Annotated in this window: 19 protein-coding genes; 8 read left to right on the top strand and 11 right to left on the bottom strand. The window is 73.2% G+C overall.

What is annotated here, in order from left to right; all coding sequences use genetic code 11:
* Positions 1–103 precede the first annotated feature (103 nt).
* Positions 104–1,804 (top strand): NAD(P)/FAD-dependent oxidoreductase, encoded by a 1,701-nt coding sequence (locus IPQ09_07850; GenBank protein ID MBL0194124.1) that lies wholly within the window; start codon positions 104–106, stop codon positions 1,802–1,804.
* Positions 1,805–1,845: 41 nt separating this feature from the next.
* Here the strand turns inward: IPQ09_07850 and IPQ09_07845 are convergent, their stop codons facing one another.
* Entirely contained in the window at positions 1,846–2,499 is a 654-nt protein-coding gene (locus tag IPQ09_07845) for a lysoplasmalogenase (GenBank protein MBL0194123.1), read from the bottom strand.
* A 448-nt stretch (positions 2,500–2,947) separates the two neighbouring features.
* On the opposite strand from IPQ09_07845, the gene IPQ09_07840 reads away from it, so the two are divergent.
* From IPQ09_07840 to IPQ09_07825, 4 genes are all read left to right on the top strand, one after another.
* Entirely contained in the window at positions 2,948–4,303 is a 1,356-nt protein-coding gene (locus IPQ09_07840) for a hypothetical protein (protein ID MBL0194122.1), read from the top strand.
* Positions 4,304–4,332: 29 nt separating this feature from the next.
* On the top strand, positions 4,333–5,061 hold the full coding sequence (locus IPQ09_07835) for a hypothetical protein (protein MBL0194121.1): 729 nt from the start codon (positions 4,333–4,335) through the stop codon (positions 5,059–5,061).
* 109 nt (positions 5,062–5,170) lie between these two features.
* Positions 5,171–6,808 carry a hypothetical protein gene (locus IPQ09_07830; protein MBL0194120.1) on the top strand — a complete coding sequence of 546 codons (1,638 nt, stop codon included), beginning with the start codon at positions 5,171–5,173 and terminating at the stop codon, positions 6,806–6,808.
* A gap of 126 nt (positions 6,809–6,934) precedes the next feature.
* Complete coding sequence (locus tag IPQ09_07825) at positions 6,935–7,774, top strand: SDR family oxidoreductase (protein MBL0194119.1); 840 nt, start codon at positions 6,935–6,937, stop codon at positions 7,772–7,774.
* A gap of 19 nt (positions 7,775–7,793) precedes the next feature.
* On the opposite strand, the gene IPQ09_07820 is transcribed toward IPQ09_07825, so the two are convergent.
* The 4 genes from IPQ09_07820 to IPQ09_07805 are packed head-to-tail and all read right to left on the bottom strand — an operon-like array spanning position 7,794 to position 12,632.
* Positions 7,794–9,059: a hypothetical protein gene (locus tag IPQ09_07820; protein ID MBL0194118.1), complete on the bottom strand. Its 1,266-nt coding sequence runs from the start codon at positions 9,057–9,059 to the stop codon at positions 7,794–7,796.
* A gap of 33 nt (positions 9,060–9,092) precedes the next feature.
* Positions 9,093–10,358, bottom strand: a complete 1,266-nt coding sequence (locus tag IPQ09_07815; GenBank protein MBL0194117.1) for a metallophosphoesterase — start codon at positions 10,356–10,358, stop codon at positions 9,093–9,095.
* Positions 10,355–11,248, bottom strand: a complete 894-nt coding sequence (prmC, locus tag IPQ09_07810) for a peptide chain release factor N(5)-glutamine methyltransferase (GenBank protein ID MBL0194116.1) — start codon at positions 11,246–11,248, stop codon at positions 10,355–10,357. The genes IPQ09_07815 and prmC overlap by 4 nt, the downstream gene beginning before the upstream one ends.
* Positions 11,238–12,632, bottom strand: coding sequence for a phosphomannomutase/phosphoglucomutase (locus IPQ09_07805; GenBank protein ID MBL0194115.1), 1,395 nt, complete (start codon positions 12,630–12,632; stop codon positions 11,238–11,240). Before IPQ09_07805 ends, prmC begins: the two co-directional genes overlap by 11 nt.
* Positions 12,633–12,736: 104 nt before the next feature.
* Here IPQ09_07805 and IPQ09_07800 point away from each other — a divergent pair, with 104 nt between their 5' ends.
* Together IPQ09_07800 and IPQ09_07795 are read left to right on the top strand one after the other, a co-directional pair.
* On the top strand, positions 12,737–13,426 hold the full coding sequence (locus IPQ09_07800; GenBank protein MBL0194114.1) for a hypothetical protein: 690 nt from the start codon (positions 12,737–12,739) through the stop codon (positions 13,424–13,426).
* Between the two features lie 175 nt (positions 13,427–13,601).
* Complete coding sequence (locus tag IPQ09_07795) at positions 13,602–14,327, top strand: hypothetical protein (protein ID MBL0194113.1); 726 nt, start codon at positions 13,602–13,604, stop codon at positions 14,325–14,327.
* Positions 14,328–14,343: 16 nt separating this feature from the next.
* Here the strand turns inward: IPQ09_07795 and IPQ09_07790 are convergent, their stop codons facing one another.
* The gene (locus IPQ09_07790; GenBank protein ID MBL0194112.1) at positions 14,344–15,822 is read right to left on the bottom strand and encodes a hypothetical protein; all 1,479 of its coding nucleotides are present in this window, start codon (positions 15,820–15,822) and stop codon (positions 14,344–14,346) included.
* A 68-nt stretch (positions 15,823–15,890) separates the two neighbouring features.
* Entirely contained in the window at positions 15,891–16,766 is an 876-nt protein-coding gene (locus IPQ09_07785) for a hypothetical protein (protein ID MBL0194111.1), read from the bottom strand.
* A gap of 32 nt (positions 16,767–16,798) precedes the next feature.
* On the opposite strand from IPQ09_07785, the gene IPQ09_07780 reads away from it, so the two are divergent.
* On the top strand, positions 16,799–17,794 hold the full coding sequence (locus tag IPQ09_07780) for a fibro-slime domain-containing protein (GenBank protein ID MBL0194110.1): 996 nt from the start codon (positions 16,799–16,801) through the stop codon (positions 17,792–17,794).
* Positions 17,795–17,818: 24 nt separating this feature from the next.
* On the opposite strand, the gene IPQ09_07775 is transcribed toward IPQ09_07780, so the two are convergent.
* The 4 genes from IPQ09_07775 to IPQ09_07760 are packed head-to-tail and all read right to left on the bottom strand — an operon-like array spanning position 17,819 to position 20,568.
* Positions 17,819–18,865, bottom strand: coding sequence for a GNAT family N-acetyltransferase (locus IPQ09_07775; protein MBL0194109.1), 1,047 nt, complete (start codon positions 18,863–18,865; stop codon positions 17,819–17,821).
* The gene (gene truA, locus IPQ09_07770; protein MBL0194108.1) at positions 18,853–19,716 is read right to left on the bottom strand and encodes a tRNA pseudouridine(38-40) synthase TruA; all 864 of its coding nucleotides are present in this window, start codon (positions 19,714–19,716) and stop codon (positions 18,853–18,855) included. Before truA ends, IPQ09_07775 begins: the two co-directional genes overlap by 13 nt.
* 4 nt (positions 19,717–19,720) lie before the next feature.
* Positions 19,721–19,990: a hypothetical protein gene (locus tag IPQ09_07765; protein ID MBL0194107.1), complete on the bottom strand. Its 270-nt coding sequence runs from the start codon at positions 19,988–19,990 to the stop codon at positions 19,721–19,723.
* On the bottom strand, positions 19,987–20,568 hold the full coding sequence (locus IPQ09_07760) for an AgmX/PglI C-terminal domain-containing protein (GenBank protein MBL0194106.1): 582 nt from the start codon (positions 20,566–20,568) through the stop codon (positions 19,987–19,989). Before IPQ09_07760 ends, IPQ09_07765 begins: the two co-directional genes overlap by 4 nt.
* Positions 20,569–20,619: the final 51 nt, after the last annotated feature.

Below are 20,619 nucleotides of genomic sequence, written 5' to 3'. Positions count from 1 at the left end.
CGACGTCCGCGCCGCTCCGCACGTTAAATGTGGACACTGGCCACATTTGTCTTGCCCCACCTCGCGGCCTGGGTCACAACCTCACCCGAGCGGAGGCCCTTCCATGTCCCAGGTCGACTCGTCCGAACTCTTGAAGAAGAAGACCCCGGGCTCGGCGAACCGCCGGCGGGCGCACGGCGCGGTGGCCGACCGAGTCGACGTGGCCATCATCGGCAGCGGGCTCGGGGGCCTCGTCGCCGCGGGCTACCTGGCCCAGCAGGGGCTCTCGGTGTCGGTCTTCGAGTCGCACTACACGGCGGGCGGCTGCGCCACGCAGTTCTCGCGCGGGCCGAAGAGCGCCCGGTGGAATTTCGACGTTGGTCTCCACTACGTGGGCGACTGCGAGCACGGCATGATCCCCCGCATCCTCCGCGATCTCGCGTCCGACGTCGGGTGGAACCAGCTCGACCCCGGCGGGTTCGACACGCTGGTGTTCCCCGACCTCCGTTTCCGCATCCCCGCGAACCTCGAGCTCTATCGCGAGCGCCTCGTCGAGGCGTTCCCCCACGAGCGCCGCGGCATCGATCGCTACGTGCGCCTCGTGCGCGGCGTCATGAAGGTGGCTCGCCTGATGGAGAGCTACGAGGGGCGCAGGCCGCCGCTCGTGGAGCTCGCGAAGGTGGCGCTCGACGCGGTGCACCTCGTCCACCGCCAGAACGCGACCATCGGCGAGGTGCTGAAGGGCATGGTGCGCGATCCCAAGCTCATCGCCGTGCTCCTCGGCCAGAGCGGCGACTACGGCCTTCCGCCCTCGCAGGTGAGCGCCCTGCTCCACATGGGCCTCGCCGGGCACTACTTCCGCGGCGCCTACTACCCGAAGGGTGGCGGCCAGATCCTCGCCGACAAGCTCGCCGCGCGCGTCGAGGCGCTCGGGGGCTCCATCCACCTGCGCACGCCGGTCGAGCGCGTGCTGGTCGAGGGCGGCCGCGCCGTGGGCGTGCGGCTCCCCGCGCGGTCGGGCGAGCCCCCTCGCGAGATCCGCGCCGACGTGGTGCTCTCGAACGCCGATCTCAAGCGCACGCTGTGTGAGCTCGTCGGCCCCGAGCACCTGCCGAGCGGCGTCCTCACCAAGGCGCGCGACTACAAGATGGCCGCCGCGCTGTTCATGACGTTCGTCGGCATCGAGGGCGACGGTCGCGACGTGGGCCTCTCGAGTTCCAACGTGTGGCAGTTCGACGGCTACGACGTCGAGGGCTTCTACCGCGACGGCGACAAGGGGCACGGGCCCATCGGCGTGTCCGGTTGCTACATCACGAGCGCCTCCATGAAGGACCCCGAGAACCCACTCCACCACGCGCCGGCCGGGCACACGGGCCTCGAGGTGATGGCCCTCGTGCCGGCGTCGCCGAAGCGCTGGGGCGCGGAGGGCGACGTGTACGCGTGGGACTACAAGCACGGCGACACCTACCTGCAGCGCAAGCGCGAGGTCGAGGACGCGCTGATCGACCGCATGGACAAGGTGTTCCCCGGCTCGAAGGCGCGGGTCGTCTTGCGCGAGAGCGCGACGCCCATGAGCCACGGACGCTTCACGGGCGCCACCGACGGCACGGGCTACGGCCTCGCGTGCACGCCCGACCAGTTCATGAAGAACCGCCCCGGCTACCGCGGCCCGCTGCCGGGCCTCTACCTCACGGGGGCCTCTACCCGCGCGGGCCACGGCATCGTGGGCGCGATGATGGGCGGGCGCGCCGCTGCCACGCGCATCCTGCGCGACGTCGCGGCCGGCAAGATCTCGCTTCGCTCGTCACGCGCCGCGGCCCCGTGAGCGCGTGAGCGCGCGAGCGCGGCTGTCGTCGCGTCGCCGCGTCAGAGCAGGTGGGCCTGCGACGCGAGCACCAGCTGCGCCGCGTAGTAGAGCGGTAGCCCGAGCGCGCGGTTTCGGAGCTCCCGCTTGACGAACTGCTGTCGCGCCACGAATAGATCGGATATATAAAACATCACGGCCCCCACCAGCAGCCAGCCGGCGCCGCCTCGACGCGCCGTGCCCGCGGCGAGGGCCACCATCCCGGTGATGACGACGACGTACGCGGCGACCGGGCCGCGCATGGGGCCCTTCACGGATGGCCACAGCCACCGGAGCACCGGCACAGCGACCGCGCCGACGACGACCAGCGCGACGAGCGTCGCCAAGGGGTCGACGCCGCGCACGAGGAACGCGACGCCGTAGGCGACGTGCCCGAGCAGGAACGCCACGAGCCCGGCGAGGAACGCGCGGCGTCCTTTCGGGATGAGCAGCACGTCGCCTATCGCGGCGAGCACGAGGCCGACCACAAGGACCCTCCCGAAGGGCGTCGAGCGTCCCTCGAGCAGGCCGCCCCACCCGAGGCCGGCGACGATGAACGTGAGCGAGGCCGCGGGCTTGGTGAGCCACTCGCCCCACGCGCTCTCGGCCCTGATCGCCGCCAGGAGCGCGGCGACGAGCGCCGTCAGGACGAGGACCAGCAGCCAGGAGGGAGGCACGCTCCCAGAGGTAGCACTCAGACGCCGCTCCGGCTCGCGTGTTGAGCCCGCGCCGTGAGGCACGCTGGGCGGAAATCCGACGGCAACGCGCCCGTCGAGGTTCTCTCTCCCTCTCTCCCTCTCTCCCTCTCTCCCTCTCTCCCTCTCTCCCTCTCTCCTCTCCCCTCATGCTCCACAACCGGTCTTCGAGACCAAGGGGCCAGCGGACTGCCGAGGTCTGCCCTCCAACGCTTCAAAGATAGCTCCGGACCGAGATACAAGGGGCCCACCCGCGGACGAAAGCCCCACCCACGCGGTGGCCGTCCGCGCGCTCCCCCATTCCCACGGCCCCGCGCGCCCCGCGCGCAACAACCCAACCCAAAACCCAACCCAACCCCCCAACCCCTCTCCAACAGCCACGCGCTGTCGCTGGCGCCGGCCCGCGTTCCGCGTCATGGTGCGGGTCGGAATGTCGTCGCGAATCCGCTCACTCGGCGTCACGGTCGCGGTCGCGCTGGCCTGCGTGGGCGCCCCCGCGTGCTCCGCCGAGGTCCCGGGCGAGGCCGAGGCAGGGGGCGGCGGCGCCGGCGCGGGCGACGCCGACTCGTCGAACGAAGCGCTCTCCACCGCGCCCTCGGCGCCGTCGCCCGTGGCGGCCGATCGCACGCGGTTTCTCACGTGCCCGGTGCTCGACACCGACAAGCCCGCGCGCGCGACCTTTCGCGGCAAGACCTACGCCTACAAGACCGACGAAGAGGCCCGCTTCCGATCGCCCGGGTGGGAGGCGCGCGTCGGGCTCGACGACCACGCGCTCGACGGCCTCGTGCCCGCGTCCGATCGCGCGATGGTCATCGACGTGCGGCGCGTCGGTGGGCGGCCCGCGTACGCGTATTTCGGCGCGCACGGCCTCGCGCACGACCCGTACGAGCCGTGGAGCTCGGCGAAGATCATGGCGGCCTCGGCGGCGATGGCGCGCGTGCGCGCCGAGACCGACGCGCGGGTCGGCGGTCCGGCCAGCGTGTCTGCCGGCGCGGTCGGCGATCTCGTGACCGCGATGGAGACCTACTCGCCGAGCGGCGGTGTGCCCGGGGCCTCGAACGAGATCGCCGGCTATTTCCTCACGATCGCGGGCGCTGAGCGCACGAACGCGCTCTTCGGCGAGGGCTGGCTGAACCTCACCGGAGACGAGAGCGGGTTCCACGTCTCGCGCGACGCGGGGCGCACGCGCAGCGCGTGGGGCGCGGCCCCCTACGCCGCGGGTCGCACGTGGACCATGCCTCGGGGGCCCAGCTACACCGCCACGCCTGACGCGCGCATGGTGGACGACAAGCCGATGTCCGCGCTGGCGCAGGCCGAGTGGCTGAAGCGCCTGAGCCAGCACGCGCTCGCCCCCGAGTCGTCGCTGCCGGGGTTCCAGGCCGAAGACCTCGACGTGCTCTTTTACGGTCGACCCGCCCCGTCGACAGGATCGACTCAGGTGGGCGGCATGCTCGCGGGCATCTCCAACTACGTGGCGAACGCCGTCGCCGGCACCTCTGCGCTCGGCGCGGCCGAGACCGTCGCCCGGATCGACACGGTGAACGGCGGCCGGTCCAACTGGCGCATCTTCGACAAGGTCGGCTGGGGCGACAGCACGTCGCGCTCGCGCAGCGAGGTCGTACTTGTATCTTACACGTGTTTGCCAGGCTACGACGGCGGCCACGAGCTCGTGATCGCCCTTCGCACCAGCGTGCCGCGGTCGTCGGTCGCGGCGGCCGGGCAGGTCGCGCAGGCCACCATGAACAGACTCGTCGCCGAGGCGCTCAAGGTGCGCGCCACCAACTGAACCCGCGGCCGTCCGCGGGCGCGGCCTCGATGGGCCGGACGCGTCGCTTCGCGGCGGCCTGGGCGCTGCTCGTCGTCGGCGCCTGCCAGCGCGACGAGCCCGCGCTCGCGCCGCGCCCTCCGCCGCCCTCACCTCCGCCGCCGGCGGTCGCGAGCGCCCCGGCCCCGAGCGCGAGCGCCTCCACCACGCTGGACGCCTCGGTGCCCGAGGCCGCTGCGCCCGAGCTCACCGGCGATCCGGGGACCCTCTGGGTGCCGGCGCTCTTTCGCGTGGGCACCGTGTCGCGATTTCGCGCGACCGACAGCGTCAACACGCACGATCCCTTGGGGGGGCGAGGGGAGTGGGGCGGCGAGGTCGAGGTCGTCATCTGCGACGTGCGCTGGACCCTGGGCGACGGCGGTCTGCGGGCAGTCGCGAGCGTCGACTTCGAAGACCGGCCGGGGGACGCCAAGCTCGCCGGGCTGCTCACGAACCTTCGGGTAGAAGGTACCGCCTCCGAGCTCGTGATCCTTGGCGAGCCCCCTCTCACGCTCCGGCGCCCACGCGGCGCAGGCCGAGGCCGCGGGGGCGCCGTCGGCTGCCTCGAGGAGCGCGGCATGGGGCCCTACGGGCGGACGAAGATGCGGGTCTGCTTCGACGAGACAGGTCTGACCTCCATTCGCCTCGAGAACCTCGCGGGGCCGCGCGTCGTCGTGGCGACGCGCGTCGGCCCGCCGACCCTCGACCCCAAGCGCTGCGGCGAGGCGCTCGCGCGCTAGCGTACGTCCGCGCTGCGGCGTCGCTCTGGGCCGCGTCGAGCCTCGGGCACGCGCTCCCACGTCGCCAATCCACGTGCCTCAGCGAGCGGCGAGACGTAGTCTCGCAGGAATGGCCAAATCGCGGTTGGGAGTGGGCGTGGCTTGCGCGCTGGGCGTGACCTTCGGAGTCTTCGCGGGCTGCGCGCCCACGGTCACCTCGGGCGGGGGCGACGCCAGCGATGGGGCCCCGATCTCCGACGGCGCGACGGAGGGCGCGGTCGTGCCGCCCACGGACGCCTCCGCGGACACCCAGGCGGACACCTCGACCGACGCCTTCGCGGACGCACCCACCGACGCCAACACGCCCACGGAGGCCGGGCCGCCCGACGCCGCGGACGCCGCGGACGCCGCGGTGCCGTGCGGAGTCTCCGGGGCTCGTCTGTGCAAGCTCGGTGAGATCTGTGGCGACGAGGGCGACTGCGCAGCACCGAACAGCTGCCTCGCGAACGTGTGCGCGCTCGCGCCTTGCGCCCAGGGCACGTACCACGACCCACCGGGAAGCGCGACGTGTACGCCGTGCGGCGACAACTTCTCGACCCCGGGGACGGGCTCGCTCTTCGCCGACTGCGTGGCCTGTGTCGCTCCGCAGATCAGCCGCGCCGCCACCGGGTATCTGTGCGTCGACCCGCCTCCGGTCGCGCTCGACGTGGTGGCCGGGCTCTCGCACTCGTGCGCACTCCTTAGCGACGGCAGCGCCAAGTGCTGGGGCTCGAACTCCTTCGGCCAGCTCGGCGACAGCACGACCACCAACCGCGCCACGCCGGTGCCCGTCCTCGCGCTCGGCGGGCCCGTCGCCGCGCTCACCGCGACCACTCACACATGCGCGCGCTTCGTCGACGGCGCGGTGAAATGTTGGGGCCTCAACAGCTACGGCGAGGTCGGGGACGCCTCGGTCGTTCACCGGCGTACACCCGTCGCGGTCAACCTCGGCGCGACGGCGATCTCGGTCGCCGCGGGGGCAATTCACACGTGCGCTGCCCTCACCGGCGGGGCGGTCAAGTGCTGGGGACAGAACGCGACCGGCCAGCTCGGCGACAACACGACCACCCTCCGAACGAGCCCCGTGTCCGTGGTCGGGCTCGGCGGCGTGGCCACCGCCGTGTCCGCGGGGGACGGCTTCTCGTGCGCCCTGCTCGACGGCGGCGCCGTGAAGTGCTGGGGCGGCAACAACCGGGGACAGCTCGGCGACACGACCACCACGCAGCGGAACACCCCCGTCGCGGTGAGCGGCCTCTCCGGCGCGGTCGTCGCGCTCTCGTCGGGCGGGAGCCACACGTGCGCGCTCCTCGCGGACGACACCGTCCAGTGTTGGGGCTGGAACAACAGCGGCGAGCTCGGCGACGGCACGCGCGCGCAGCGCACCTCCGCGGTCGCGCTCGTCGGGCTCGGCGGCACGCCGCGGGCCGTGTCCGCGGGCGTGTCACACACCTGCGCGCGGCTCAGCGACGGCGCCATCAAGTGCTGGGGCGGCAACACCTTCGGCTCGCTCGGCGACGGCACGGCGACCCAGCAGCTCACGCCCGTGTCGGTGAGCAGCCTCGGAGGGACGCCCATCGCGCTCTCTGCGGGGCAGTCGAACATCTTTCACTCGTGCGCCGCGCTGGGCGACGGCACCGTGAAGTGCTGGGGCGACAATGGCTCGGGGCAGGTCGGCGACGGCACGAGCACGCGACGCCTGGTGCCGACGCTGGTCAGCGGGATCCCGTGACCCTCGTCGACCCGCTCGCTCGAACACGCCGTGGGTCGAGGTCCGATCAGGCCCCGGCGACACAGCGCGCGCTCGACTACGCTGCTCCACAACGTGGCTCCGGACAGCGCGTCCCTGGGGGCGCTCATGTGTGGGGCGCGTGGGCGTGGGGCGGTGATCGGTTCACGACCGACTCAAGACACGCGCGACGCGTTGCCCCGCGCCCGCCCGCGGGGTACTTCAGGTGGCACGCGCGGCTCGGCTCGCGCCCGAAAGGAAGCGCCCGTGGCACACTCCCCCTCACGCACATTCCTCGTCACCGGGGCCAACCGAGGCATCGGCCTTGAGCTCACCGCGCAGCTCGCCGCGCGCGGCGACCGCGTCATCGCCGCGTGCCGCGAGACCACGCCGGAGCTCGACGCGCTCCCAGGCGACGCAGGTGAAGGGCGCGACGCGGTCCGGGTGGAGCGCGGCGTCGAGGTCACGAGCGACGTGTCGGTCGCCGAGCTCGCGGGCCGCCTCGCAGGGGTGAGCCTCGACGTGCTCGTGCTGAACGCGGGCATCTTGGTGGCGGACACCCTCGAGACCCTCGACTTCGAGGGCGCCCGCAGGCAGTTCGAGGTGAACGCGCTCGGCCCGCTCCGCGTCGCCAAGGCGCTGTTGCCGAACCTCCACGAGGGCTCGAAGATCGCGATCGTGACGAGCCGCATGGGCTCGATCGCCGACAACGGCTCCGGGCGCATGTACGGCTACCGCATGAGCAAGGCCGCGGTGAACATCGCGGGCGCGTCGCTCGCGCGGGACCTTCACCCGCGGGGGATCGCGGTCGCGCTCCTTCACCCGGGCATGGTCGCGACCGAGATGACCGGGGGCCACGGGGTCCCGCCGGCCGACGCGGCGCGCGGGCTCCTCGCGCGCATCGACGAGCTCGACCTCGCCGCGACCGGCGCCTTCCGCCACGCGAACGGCGAGCCGCTGCCCTGGTAGGCCTGGGTGGGCCGGCGGGCTAGGGGAACAGGCCCGGCGTGAGCGCGGGTCGCCCCCAGCCGAAGGTGGGCGCCCGGCGCTGATCGGCCGCCCACGGCGCCGCGAACGCGTCGCGCACCACGAGCTCGGCGAGCTTGCCGCGCGGCGAGAAGCCCCACTCGGCCTCCTGCGACACGTCGTCGGGATCGGCGTAGGTGCGCCACACGAAGAACCCGAGGAAGCTCGGCTCGTCGAGCAGGGGCGCGACGAGCGCGTGGTAGGCGAGGGCCTGCGCCGCCTCGTCGACCCGCACGCCCTTCATGCCGTCGGGCCACTCCCACGGCTTGAGCGCGGGATCGGGCCGCGTGGTGTACCCGATTTCCGTGAAGAGTACAGGCTTTCGCCAGGTCGCCGAGAGCGCCCGCACGCGGTCGCGGACGCGCACGCCCCCGGTGCGGAGCTCGTCGAGGGTCGCGCCCTCGCGCTCGGCGAGCGGGTAGAACGCGTTGATGCCGATGACGTCGAGCTCGCCGAGGATCACCGTGTCGTCCACGTCGTCCCAGTTCGCCGAGTAGGTGAGCGGACCCTTGTAGAGTGCACGTATGCGCGCGATGAGCGCCGAGAACGTGGGCGCGCGGCCGCTCGTGACCCACGAGCGGAGCTCGACGCCGCAGGAGAGCAGGTCCACGCCGGCCTCCGCGGCCACGCGGGCCCAGGTCTCGACGAACCGGCCGTAGCTCTCCGTCCAGGCCGCCCACCCGGCGTCGGTCTTGGGATCGATGAGCGCGCGCCACTCGCCGGACTCGACCCACAGGTGCGGCACCAGCATCACGCGGAGGCCGCGCGCGTGCGCGGCGCGCACCGAGGCGAGGATGGCGGCGCGGTTGTCAGCGAACGGCGCCTCGAAGCGGAGATCGACCCCGCGCCCGCCGAGATCGTAGACCCGGCCGAAGGGTGTGAGCGCCACCCACGTGCCGCCCATCGCGCGGGTCTCGTCGAGCGAGCGCTCGAACGCGCTCGACCCGTAGCCCTTGCCGGGGTGGTACGCGTTCTCGATGGGGCCGATGGTGACGCCGCGGGCGGGGGCCTCGGCGAGGGCGGCGGGCGCGCGGGGTGGCGGCGGCGCGAAGAGCGCCTGCGGTGCGCGCACCGGGTTCGTGGGGCCCGCGTCGAGCAGCCGCATCGCCTGGGCCTCGCGGAGCGCCGGCCCGCTCGGGGTGAGCGACGCGGCGGCGAGCGCCGCGAGGCCGGCGCTCGCGAGGCACGCGAGGTGCGCGAGGCGGGGCGGCTTCGGCGGCGGGGGCATGGGGGCTCGTATAGTCGGGCTGCGGGCCCGGCGTCACGTCGAGACCGTCACCCCGACACGAGGACGATCTTCGTGACCTCGGGCGGCGCGCCCCACGCGCGAGGGCGGGCCCGCGACGCCGAAGCCGCGGTTCACCCAGAGCGTGGAGCCGCCCTTCACGTACCGGCCGGCCACGTACGGCATCACCAAATCGGCGGGCCGAAAGCCTGGGTTTATCTGCCCACCGTGCGTGTGTCCGCTGAGCTGGAGCGCCACCTGGCCCACGTGGTCGTCGAAGGTCTTCGGCTGGTGCGAGAGCACGATACGCGGGATGTCCTGGGGCCGCACGGTCGCGAGGGCGCGCCCCAGGTTCGGGCCCTCGGCGCCCCACCGGCGGCCCCAGAGCTCGTCGAGCCCGAGCAGCGCGAAGCCCCCGCCCTCGCCTCCGCGGAGGACGCGCCCCTCGTTGACGAGCAGGGGAATGCCTGCTCTCCGTAGCGCCTCGGCGACGGCGCCGCGGCCGGTCGTGTAGTCGTGGTTTCCGTAGATGCAATAGAGGCCATCCCGCGCCTGAAGGCGCGAGAGCTCACGGGCGAGGAGCGCGCAGAACTCCGGGTCGTGGTCGATGAGATCGCCCGTCGCGACGATGAGGTCGGGCTTCATCGCGCGCACGAGCGAGAGCCCCTCCTCGAGCTCGCGCTCCTGCACGAAGAGCCCCGCGTGGACGTCGGAGATCTGCGCGATGGTGTAGCCGTCGAGCTTCGGAGAGAGGCCGGGGATCTTCACCACGACCTCCTCGAGCTCGAACGCGTGCCGCCCGCGGACGATGCCCCAGCCGATCGCGGTCGTGCTCGAGCCGAGCAGCGCGAAGCCGGCGGTGCGCTCGATGAGGAGACGCCGCGAGATGCGCGCGTCGCGTCGCTCTTCGATGGCCGCGGCGAGGGCCTCGGCGGCGCGGGGGCCCTCGGGCGCCGGCAGGGCCGCGAGCTTCGCCACGGCGCGCCGTGAATAGGCGAGGCGCGCGCGCTCGTGGAGGGCGCCGTAGGCCCAGAAGAGCGTCTTCATGACGCCGAGAGGCGAGCCCGCGCACGCGACGATGGCGACCTCCATCAGCGCGTAGGCCGAGGCCGCGCGCGCCACGCCGACGTACACGGCGAGGAAGCGGAGCCCCGGCCCCACGCACGCGAGCGCCGCCGCGAACGCCCGCGTTCGGCGCCTGTTGCGCGCGACCCACGCGAAGTGATCTTCGAGCCACCGCGCGATGCTGAGGTGGCTCACGAGGCTGAGGGCGAGCAGCGCGAGGCTCAGCCCGGCTCTCACGACGGGGCGCGCCCCGCCACGACGCGCTCGATGCGCCCAAGATCGCGCGTGATCTCCACGTCGCGGAGGCCGGCCGCGGCGAAGAGCGCCGCGACGTCGGGCGCCTCGCCCGCGCCGACCTCGACGGCGAGCACCCCCTCGCGCGCGAGCAGCGGGGGCGCGTCGCGCGCGATGCGGCGGTAGAAGTCGAGCCCGTCGGGGCCGCCGTCGAGCGCCACGCGGGGCTCGAAGTCGCGCACGTCGGGCATGAGCCGATCGCACTCCCCGGTGGCGATGTAGGGCGGGTTCGAGACGATGAGCTCGAAGCGCAGAGGGCTCCACGGCAGCCGCGCGCCCTCGAGGGCCTGGGTCAAATCTCCCTGGAGAAACGAGATGTTATACGCGCCGAGGCGCACCGCGTTCTCGCGGGCCACGGCGAGCGCGTCGGCCGAGACGTCGGTCGCGACCACGTCGGTGGTGGGGCGCTGCCGCGCGAGCGTGATGGCGACGCAGCCGGAGCCGGTGCACAGGTCGAGGACGCGCCCGCCGAGGGCGAAGTCGGGCGTGCGCGCGAGGGCCACGTCGACGAGGGTCTCGGTGTCGGGGCGCGGGACGAGCACGCGGCGATCGACCTTGAAGACGCGCCCGTAGAACTCGCGCTCGCCGCGGAGGTAGGCCATGGGCTCGTGGGCGCGTCGCCGCTTCACGAGCTCGCGGAGCCTCGCGAGCTCGGGGGGGGTGAGGGTGCGATCGCCGCGCACGATCACGTCGACCCGGGTGATGCCGAGGGCGAACGCGACGATGAGCTCGGCCTCGAGCCGTGGGCTCTCGAGGCCGCGCGCGCGGAAGTCGTCGGTCGCCCACTTCGCGAGCTCCGCCACGGACCACTCGCGCGGGGCGTCAGCCTGCAAGTCGCCTGCGCTCCTCGGCCACCGTCGCCTCGACCTCGGCGCGGATCTCGGCGAGGCGCTCCTCCGAGCCGGCCTCGAAGCGGAGCACGAGGATCGGGCCGGTGTTCGACGCGCGGACGAGGCCCCAGGTGGGGGCGCCGCCCTTGTCGAAGGTGATGCGGGCGCCGTCGATGTCGAGCACGTCGCGACCTTGGTCTTTGTACTTCTTGGTGACCGCCTTCACGATGTCGAACTTGAGCGCGTCGGGGCACTCGACGCGTATCTCGGGCGTGGTGAAGGTGCGCGGCACGTCGGAGAGCAGCTCGGCGATGCTGCGCCCGTCGGCTGCGAGGATCTCGAGCAGCCGCAGCGCCGCGTACGTCGCGTCGTCGTAGCCGAAATAGCGATCGGCGAAGAACAGGTGGCCGCTCATCTCGCCGGCGAGCGCGGCGTGCTCTTCCTTCATCTTGGTCTTGATGAGCGAGTGGCCGGTCTTCCACACGATGGGCCTGCCGCCGTGCTTCGCGATGTCGTCGTAGAGCGTCTGCGAGCACTTCACCTCGCCGATGACCGCCGCGCCCGGCGTCTTGGCGAGCAGGCCGCGCGAGAAGAGGATCATGAGCTTGTCGCCCCACACGATGTCGCCGTTGGCGTCGACCGCCCCGAGCCGATCGGCGTCGCCGTCGAACGCGAGGCCCACGCGCGCGCCCGTCGCCTTGACGCGCGCGATGAGCGCCTCGAGGTTCTTCGGCACCGTGGGGTCGGGGTGGTGGTTGGGGAAGGTGCCGTCCATGTCGCAGAACAGCGGATCGGGCTCGAGGCCGAGCTCGCGCATCACGCGGAGCGCGAGCGGCCCGCCGGCGCCGTTGCCGGCGTCGAGCACGAAGCGCGGCGCCGACGCGCCGAACGAGAACCCCTTCTTCATGACGTCGACGTACGCCGGCTGGACGTCGACCTCTTCCACCGAGCCCTTCGCGGCCGCCGCGTAGCCCTCTTCTTCGAGGACGCGCCGCAGGCTCTGGATGTCCTCGCCGAAGAACGAGGCCTTCCCCTTCATGATCTTGAAGCCGTTCTCGTCGCCGGCGTTGTGGCTGCCCGTGATCATCACGCCGCCGTCGGTGCCGAGGTGGTGCACGCCGAAGTACAACATCGGCGTGGGGCCGACCCCGAGGTCGACGACGCGCACCCCACCCTCCGTGAGGCCCCGGAGGAGCCCCGCGTGGAGGCGAGGGCTGGAGACTCGGCAGTCACGCGCCACGCACAGTCGCGGCGAGGAGGTGCCCGCGGCCGCCCCGAGCTGCGTGGCGAGGCCTCGCCCGAGGCCGTAGGCGAGCTCGTCGGTCAGGTCGCGGTCGGCGACGCCACGGATGTCGTATTCACGGAAGATGTGCGAAGGGACACGCATGCGCGCAGCATCGCACGGGGCAAAAGCCGCGGGAAGCGGCGCGCCGCGCGGCAGGCCCGAAAGCAGGCGGCGAGCTGTCGCTCTTGAGGTAAGGTCCGCGCTCGGTGGACGCCCTGCCCCCCTCCGCTCCTGCCGCGGCGCCGCCGCTGCCCCCCTACGTGTACGCGGCCGCCGACGTGCGCCCGCGCCAGTCGCGGGAGATCGAGCTCTGCGAGCGCGCGAGCGGCACCGACTGGGTCTACCTGTCGGGGCTCGTGGCGGGCCTCGTGGGCACGGTCGCGCTCGACACCGCCGTGTTGCGTCAGGCCGGCACCCAGCGCGTGTCCGAGGGCGAGTCGTACGACGCGTGGCGCGCGCGCGTGGAGGGCGATCTCTCGTACCCCGCGGTGCGCACGTTCGGCGCGGGGCTCGTCGGTCTCAGCACGGGCGCCCTCATCGGCGGCATGTACCTGTCGCTCCCCAAGTGCGATCGCTCCTTCGCGTACGGGCCGCCGCCGGAGGGCACGAGCCGGTCGGTGTGGCCCACCGCGCTCACGCTGGCGCTGGCGTCGGCGGCGCTCGGGCCCATCGTCGTCGCGGTGGAGACCGGCGCGCCCTACGGCCGCACGCTCGAGTGGGAGGTCTCGGAGCGCTCGGTCCACTTCATCGTCCCGGCCTTCACCGGCTTCGCGGGGGCGCTGCTCCCGTACCTGTTGCCACCGAAGACCTGGCGCGCGGCCCGAGAGATCGAGCGCATCCGCGCGGGGGCCACCGCACAAGGCGGGGCCTATGTAGGATACACGCTTCGCTTCTGAGGCCTCGCGCCGACGCGGGGGTGCCCCACAGGCGCGCGGTCGCCCCTCTTCCCTTTTTTTTTCCGGATCGAGGTTCACATCGGCCGCGGCGCAGGCCTCTCCCCGTCGACGCGCCATCCGGCCACCCGGCAGGATGTGTGCGAGGCCTTACTTCGAGCGCTGGAGTGACCGACCGATGAATCATTCTTCTCTCTGTTCGTGTGTAGGCGTGCTCGCGGTGGCGCTCGCCGCCGGGTGCTCGGGGACGAGCACGACGACCGACGGTGGTACCGCCGACGGGGGGTCCCCGTCGCCCACCGACGGCGCGGTGGTCCCGACCGACGGCGCGGTCCCGCCCGCCGACGCCACCCCGCCCGGCGATGGCGGAGGCGGCGGGGCCTGCGCCGCGCTGCGAGACAGCGGCCAGCCCTACGTGTGCTTCACGATCTCGGGGGGCGGCCTGACGACCACCTACGACGTGGCCTATCCGCGGGTGTCGCCGGCGGCGTTTCAGGTGTATTTCGGGCTCACGGCGCAGCGCTCCTTCTTCCGTATGAACGGGCTCCCCAAGGTGAACGGCGCCAGCGAGCGGGTCACGGTCGACTTCACCGTGGCCGGCACCGCGGCGGTCGCCGAGGCCTGGCGCACGGACATCGGCGGCGGCGGAAGCGGGCCCAGGATCATCTTCTTCGGGCCGGACATCGGCAGCGGCGACACGCTCGAGCGCCGCGAGTTCGGCCCAATCGACGGCAGCACCGACCTCGGGACCACGACCATCACCCGCTTTGGCGCGGTCGGCGAAATGGTCGAGGGGACCTTCACCGGGGTCGGCAACCTGGACCAGCGCCTGCCCGCTCCGCAGATCTTCCAGCGCGTGAACCTCTCGGGAAGCTTCCGCGTGCTCCGCGCCCCCGACGCCTGAGCGCGCCCGACGCCGACTACCGACCCGCGTCCGGCGCCGCCTCCTCGAACCGGTAGAGCACCGCGCCGCGCTGCCCTCCCACGTAGAGGACGTCGCCTAGGACGCCGAGCGGCGCGGCGCAGAACACGTCGTCCACGGCGAACGGGGTCTTCTTCTCGACGACGCGGGTGAGCACGCGGGCGGGGCCGTCCCCGTTGGGGCCAAGGGTGGCGAGGCCGCGCTCGCCGAGGACCACGAGCTGACCTCGGAAGCGCTTCACGTCGGTGGGGCGGCCGAGCTCCGCCGGCAGCGGAAGCTCGGTCCACGTGGCGCCGTCGGTCGTGCGCCGGAGCTGCACGTCGCCGTCGCGCGTGCCGGCGATCCAGTAGAGCGCGCCGCCGTCGGCGTACCAGCGCAGCGTGAACGCGGCGCCGAGCTCGGTGATCCGCGCGCCGCGGGCGTCGCCCTCTTCGAGCAGGTCGCGGCCCGCGGGCGGGCGGAGCACCACGTAGTCGTAGGGGCTCTTGCCGTCGTAGTCCTGGAGGCCCGCGTACACCGCGTCGCGGAAGCGCACGAGGTAGGTGAGCCGCCACACGCCCCCGGGGTAGGGAGACGGGAAGCCGAGCGCGTACGTGAAGCGATCGAGCTCGGGGCTCGCGACGTGGAGCGCGCCGGGAGACGGCCCGGCCCACGCGCGCGCGGTCGGGGGCACCGAGCCGGTCGACGCGTACAGGAGCCCGCGGAACTTGATGACGTCGAGCACGTGGTACGCGCGCGGGAGCACGGCCGCCCCGGCCCGCCCGTCGGCGCCGGGCGCGGGCCGAACGGGCAGCGCCTTGTGGGGCCCGCGAGCGGGCGCGAAGGCGCCGCGCGCGTCGGAGACGAACACGTACCCCTCGGTGCCGTGGTCGAGCGCGCCGAGGCCGCCGTACGGAGGGTCGGCGTCTGGCACGAAGAGCCGCCCGTCGATGGCGTGCACGCGGAGGAAGCCCTGACCGCCGCCGCCGCCCTTCGTGGGCTCGCCGAAGCGGTTCCAGTCGAACGCGAGCCGGAACGGCCTCGCCGCGTCGCTCGGATCGTAGGTCGTGATCGTGGCCCCGTCGCTGCCGAGGGGTTGGTTCGCGTGCGCGAGATAGAGCCGCCCGCCGAACGGGCGAAGGTCGCAGATCCGCTGCCACCCGAGCGGAGGCTTGCCCACCTGCACGAGGGCGCCTTCGCCGAGGGGACGCGCGGCTCGGTCTGTCGCGCCCGTTGCGTCCGTCGCGTCCGCCGCTTCGGTCGGATCGTCGTTGCCGTCGGGGTCTCGCTGAGCGCGTGCGGCGTCGGGCGGGCTCGCGTCTCGGGCGGTGGCCTCGTGCGGGGTGACCGCCGCGTCGTCGACCCTGGCGTCCGCAGGGGCGGCCGCGGGCGTGGCGCCGCGTGGCTCATCCCCGCGGCGTGGGGTCGGGCACGCGACGAGCGCGCCCGCGAGCGCGGTCACCGACGCGCACGCGAACCAGAGGCGATAGGCGTGCATAGAGAGACCGTCGCGCGGGGGCGGAGAACTGTGACAGCGCGCCCGCGCGCCGGCGCGAGCCGCGCGCTTCAGAACGCGACGCCCGGGCTGGAGACGGTCGCGCGACCTCGTAAGTGCTTGTGAAAAAAGAGAAATCTCCCGTGCGCTTCGAACGAGATGTCGGACGGCGCTCGGCCGAGCGGCGTGTCGAGGCCGAACGAGAGCTGCACCTCGACGTGGTCGATGAAGGTCGGGTTGCGGCTCAACGAGAAGCCCAAGCTGGCGAGCCGGCCCGTCGCGGTGTCGACCCAGGCCGAGCCCTTCAGCGCGTCTTCGGCGGGCTCTCGGGGCGTGAAGGCCACGCGCACGCGCGTCGGGTACACGGCGTGCCGTTCGGTGATCGCGAACGTGTAGCGGGGCTGCTCGCTCGGGAGGAAAGGCAGCTTGAGATCGCGTCGCTTGCCGCGCTTGGGCGACGCGCTCGCGGCGCGCTCGCGGGCCTCGGCGGTCTTGTCGGCGCCGTTCTCCAGGTAGCGCAGGATCTCCGAGCGCGGCGTGGCCGGCGCGGGCCTCGCGGTGACGCGGAGCCGGAGCTCCTTCGTCTCGGAGACCTTTCCGTCGCCGTCGAGTTGCTCGAGCTTCCCGTCGAGCGTGAAGGCGCCTCGGCGCTTCATTTGCTCGAAGGCCTCGGCGTGCACCGCGAGGCCGGCCATCAGCGCCGCGGGCACCGGCGCGCCGGGCGCGGCTGTCGCGACGATCGCGAGCTGCGGCGCGGTCGCGGCTTCGGGCGTCGCGGCGCGGGCGGTCGGGCCACCGAGCGCGGAGAACGCGAGCGCCGCCGCCGCCGCCAGGGGGACCGCGCGGAGCGGGAGGCGGCGTGGGGGCGTGGGGCTCACCTCGAGAGTGTTGCCTGGAGCGGGCGTCGGCGCAAACGGGCGCGGCGCAGCCCACATGACCACGGTCATGCTCCGCCCTGCGGGCGTGCGACAATGAGCTCATGCGCGCGCTCCACCGCCCCACGCCCGCGATCGCCCTCGTGGCCCTCGTGGCCCTCGCCTTTGCCTGCGGCACGGCCGACCCTCCGAGCACGTTCGACGCGGGCGACCAGGGCCAAGCCCGTACGTTCGGCGACGGCGGAGCGACCCCTCCGTTCCCGGACGGCGGGCGCCCCCCGGAGGGCTGCGGCAGCGTGGTGACCGGCGTCGTGCGCGACTTCCGGGCCGGCGGCGACTTCCAGTGCACGAACAGCGGCTACACCGACGCCTCGGGCAAGGAGTGCGGTCCGTGGGATCCGGACATCGTTGGGCGCCTCGGCTCGCGCCTCGGGCCGGGCCGAAAGCCGGTGTTCGCGGCGAAGTCGCGCACGCTGAGCACGACCAACCCGGCGCGCTTCCCCGAGTGGTTCGCGGACACGCCGGGCGTGAACCTCGGGCGCCCCTTCAAGGTGACGCTGGTCGCAGGCGCCTCGGGCACATCGTCGTTCGACACGCCGCTGTTCTTCCCCATCGACGGCGAGCTCCTCGCGTCCTCCGCGTCGGATCCCGACCGCGGCCCTTACAAGAGCGACGACGGCAGGGTCCGCAACTTCCACTTCACGTACGAGCTCCACACAACGTTCCGATACGACCGCGGCAACGTGTTCGCGTTCCGCGGCGACGACGACGTCTTCGTGTACGTGAACGATCGCCTCGCGGTGAACCTGGGCGGCATCCATGTGCCCATGTCGGGGAAGATCGCCCTCGACACCGGGCGCGTCGAGCTCACCGTGGAGCCGCAGTGGGCGAGCCTGGTGAACATGAAGGCGCGCAGCGATCTCGGCCTCGACCAGGCCATTCCCAACGGGGTCGCGGGCACCGTGGATTTGGGAGGCCTCGCGCCGGGCGGCGTGTACGCGCTCGACTTCTTCTTCGCCGAGCGCAACTGCTGCGGCTCGAACTTCCGAGTCGAGACCAACCTGGCGTTCGTGGACTGCGGCTCGGGCACGGTGAAGTAGGTCGGGGTCGGGACAGCGCCGCTCTCACCCCACGTCGCGCAGCGCCACGCGCGACCATGGCGCCGCCCCGAGCCCGCGCGCCGCCTCGTACAGCGCCGAGCCGGGCGCGGGTAAGTCGACGACCTCGAGGTGCCGCGCGCCGGCCAGGTGCGCGAGCTGCCCCGCGAGGCGCACGAGCGGCCCGAGCGCCTCGACCGCCGGGAGGCAGGTGTCGTGCGAGACGCGCGCCAAGATGGCCCGCACGCCGGGCAAAAAAGGCGGCTCCAGGTTCGCGAACGTGAGGGTGCCCGAGGCGCGCGCCACCCCGCGCGCGTCGCCCACAGCGAGGTCGGCGGGGTCGAGGCGCAGGCGCGGCTCCGCGCCCTCGAGGTGCCTCGCGATGGCGTCTACCCCGGCCGCGTCGAGCGCGCGCGGCGGGTCGAAGCGGCAGTCGCCGGCCGCGCGTCGGCGCTCGGCGAGGTTCGCCTCGAGGAACGTGAGCGCCAGCGCGTCGCGTGGACGCGCGAGCCTCGCGCGCGTCGTGTGGAAAGGCAGCGCTCGGGCCGCCTCGGCCGCCAGCCGCACAGCGTAGCTCGGCGTGCGGAAGCCAAGCTTCCTATAGAACGCCATGGCTGGGTTGTCCTCGAGCACCTCGGCCGCGAGCACGGCCGGCGCGCCCGCGGTGAGCTCGCCCGCGACGCCCGCGAGCCGCGCAAGGAGCGCGCGCGCCGCGCCCAGGTGCCGCGCGTCCTCGGAGACGACGAGCGACCGGACCTCGCAGGTCCATCGGACCGCGCGCGTGACGCCGTGGCGATCGAGCCAGCCCTCGACCTGCCCGACCGCCTCGCCCCGCACGCTCGCCACGAGGTGGACGTGCCGCCCCGAGACGGCGCTCGCCCCCCGGGACCGGGCCTCCTCCGACAAGCGCGCCGCGAGCTCGTCGTACACTCGCTCCTCGCGGCTGCCTGGGTAGCTGCCCCAGCCCTCGTGCACGTCCCACAAGAGCCGCCAGAGCTCCGCGAGGCGCCGGCCGTCGCTCGGGGAGGGGGCGCGGATCTCGACGCGCCCGTCGCGCTCGCTCAGCTCGGCCACGGCGTGATGTCTCGCTCGGAGGTCGCCGCGGGCACGTCGTCCGGAAGAATGTAATCTACATGCTCAAGGCAGAGGCCGTGGGCGGGCGCGGTCTGGCCGAGGTCGCGGCGGTCTTTGGTGATCAGGGCGCGCGCGAGACCTCCGCGCGCGAGGTGCGCCCGGCCCACGTCGACGAGCGAGCCGGCCACGATGCGCACCATGTTGTAGAGGAACGCGCTGCCCTCCACCACGAGCTGCACGAGGCGCGGATCGCCGGTGCGCACGAGCTCGACCCGCGTGAGCGTGCGCACGGTGTTCTCTCGCAGATCCCCCGCGCCGCGAAAGGCGGCGAAGTCGTGGGTGCCGAGCACGCTCCCGCACTCCGCCTCGAGGGCGTCGAGCCGCACCTCGTACCCCACGCGCCAGGCCCGATCGGCCCACGCGGGATCGCGCACTTTATCTAGTAATATCGAATATCTGTACCGCTTGGAGCGGCTCGCGAACCGCGGATTGAAGCCCGGCGGCATCGCCCGGACGCGGCGCACGGCGATGTCGTCCGGCAGCTCGCGGTTCAGCGTCTGGAGCCAGCCTCGCGGCGGGAGCGCGAGCTCTGCGTCGAAGGACACGATGTTGCCGTCGGCGTGCACCCCCGCGTCGGTGCGGCTCGCGAAGCGAAGTGACGACGCGGTCGGGTCGATGACTCGCAGCGCGCGGGACAGCTCGCCCTCGATCGTGGGCACGTCGCGCTGCGCGGCGAAGCCCGAGTAGCGGGTCCCGCGATAGGCGACCTCGAGCAGCACGCCCCGGGCGCGGGGCGAGGTCGGCGCGGAGGCGGCAAGGGGATCGGAGGGCTCGCGCGGAGCCGTCGTCACGCGCTCAGCCACCGCCGGCGTCTCCGGGGAGCGCGGGCGAAGAGTCGGGGAGCTGCGCGCTGCGGTTGGGGGGGCCCAGCTGCTCGCTCGTCAGCGGCGGCGCCGCCGCGCACACGCGCCCCGCGCACACGCTCGAGAGGCAGTCGTCGTCCCGCAGGCACTCGTCGCCCAAGGGCCGGCGCGTCTCGCCGCACGCGAGCGCCAGCACGGACGCCGCGGCCGCGAGCCAGGCCGCCGCCGCCAGGCGAGCCGCACGCCTGCACGACCCGCTCACCTCGTCTTCAGCTGGATGGGAACCGCGACGTCGACGCAGCCTCCCTTCGGGGCAGGGTAGCCGCCCGCGCGCATCGACGCGGCGATGCACTGCGCCACGCCCGCGTTGCCGGTCGAGTTGGACGCGACGGCAGCCGAGCACGCGAGGCCGTTGGTGCCGAGTCGCAGGGCGATCGTGACGCCGCCCTTCAGGGTCGCGTCTTGCGACAGCGCCTGATCGTAGCACTTGTGTGCGGCCTTGGCGCGGAAGGCCAGCATCGTGGCCATGTCGGGGTGCTGGGTGCCCGCGCACTTCTTCACCTCGCAGCCGTTCGAGAGGTAAATGTAGTTTATCTTCTTGCCGGCGTCGGGGCCCGCGTCCTCTTCGGCGGCGGGCAGCGGGATGTCGTCGTCGGTGTTCCTCGGCGGCGGAACGAACGCCACAGCGGCGTCGGGAGGAGGCGGAGGCGTGGGGGCCGTCTGGCACTTCTTCCAGCCGATGACGGCGCCAACCGCCACGAGCATGAGCACCGCGCCTGCGATGTACTTGCCGTTTCCAGAAGGGAGTCCCGCCGGCGGCGGCGTGGAAGGCGTGCTCATGGTCCTCTAAGTCCTCGGGGTCCTCGGGTCTCGAAACGGGGCGAAACGCCA

It is taken from the genome of Myxococcales bacterium (assembly GCA_016720545.1).
Taxonomy (GTDB): Bacteria; Myxococcota_A; Polyangia; order Polyangiales; family Polyangiaceae; genus JAAFHV01.
This window is presented reverse-complemented; position numbering and strand designations above follow the sequence as displayed.

Coding starts and splice junctions, on each gene's coding strand:
- IPQ09_07840 (MBL0194122.1), top strand. CDS start 2,948: ATGTCGTCGCGAATCCGCTCACTCGGCGTCACGGTCGCGGTCGCGCTG.
- IPQ09_07790 (MBL0194112.1), bottom strand. CDS start 15,822: ATGCACGCCTATCGCCTCTGGTTCGCGTGCGCGTCGGTGACCGCGCTC.
- IPQ09_07805 (MBL0194115.1), bottom strand. CDS start 12,632: ATGCGTGTCCCTTCGCACATCTTCCGTGAATACGACATCCGTGGCGTC.
- IPQ09_07785 (MBL0194111.1), bottom strand. CDS start 16,766: ATGACCGTGGTCATGTGGGCTGCGCCGCGCCCGTTTGCGCCGACGCCC.
- IPQ09_07760 (MBL0194106.1), bottom strand. CDS start 20,568: ATGAGCACGCCTTCCACGCCGCCGCCGGCGGGACTCCCTTCTGGAAAC.
- IPQ09_07830 (MBL0194120.1), top strand. CDS start 5,171: ATGGCCAAATCGCGGTTGGGAGTGGGCGTGGCTTGCGCGCTGGGCGTG.
- IPQ09_07795 (MBL0194113.1), top strand. CDS start 13,602: ATGAATCATTCTTCTCTCTGTTCGTGTGTAGGCGTGCTCGCGGTGGCG.
- IPQ09_07850 (MBL0194124.1), top strand. CDS start 104: ATGTCCCAGGTCGACTCGTCCGAACTCTTGAAGAAGAAGACCCCGGGC.
- IPQ09_07820 (MBL0194118.1), bottom strand. CDS start 9,059: ATGCCCCCGCCGCCGAAGCCGCCCCGCCTCGCGCACCTCGCGTGCCTC.
- IPQ09_07780 (MBL0194110.1), top strand. CDS start 16,799: ATGCGCGCGCTCCACCGCCCCACGCCCGCGATCGCCCTCGTGGCCCTC.
- IPQ09_07835 (MBL0194121.1), top strand. CDS start 4,333: ATGGGCCGGACGCGTCGCTTCGCGGCGGCCTGGGCGCTGCTCGTCGTC.
- IPQ09_07825 (MBL0194119.1), top strand. CDS start 6,935: ATGTGTGGGGCGCGTGGGCGTGGGGCGGTGATCGGTTCACGACCGACT.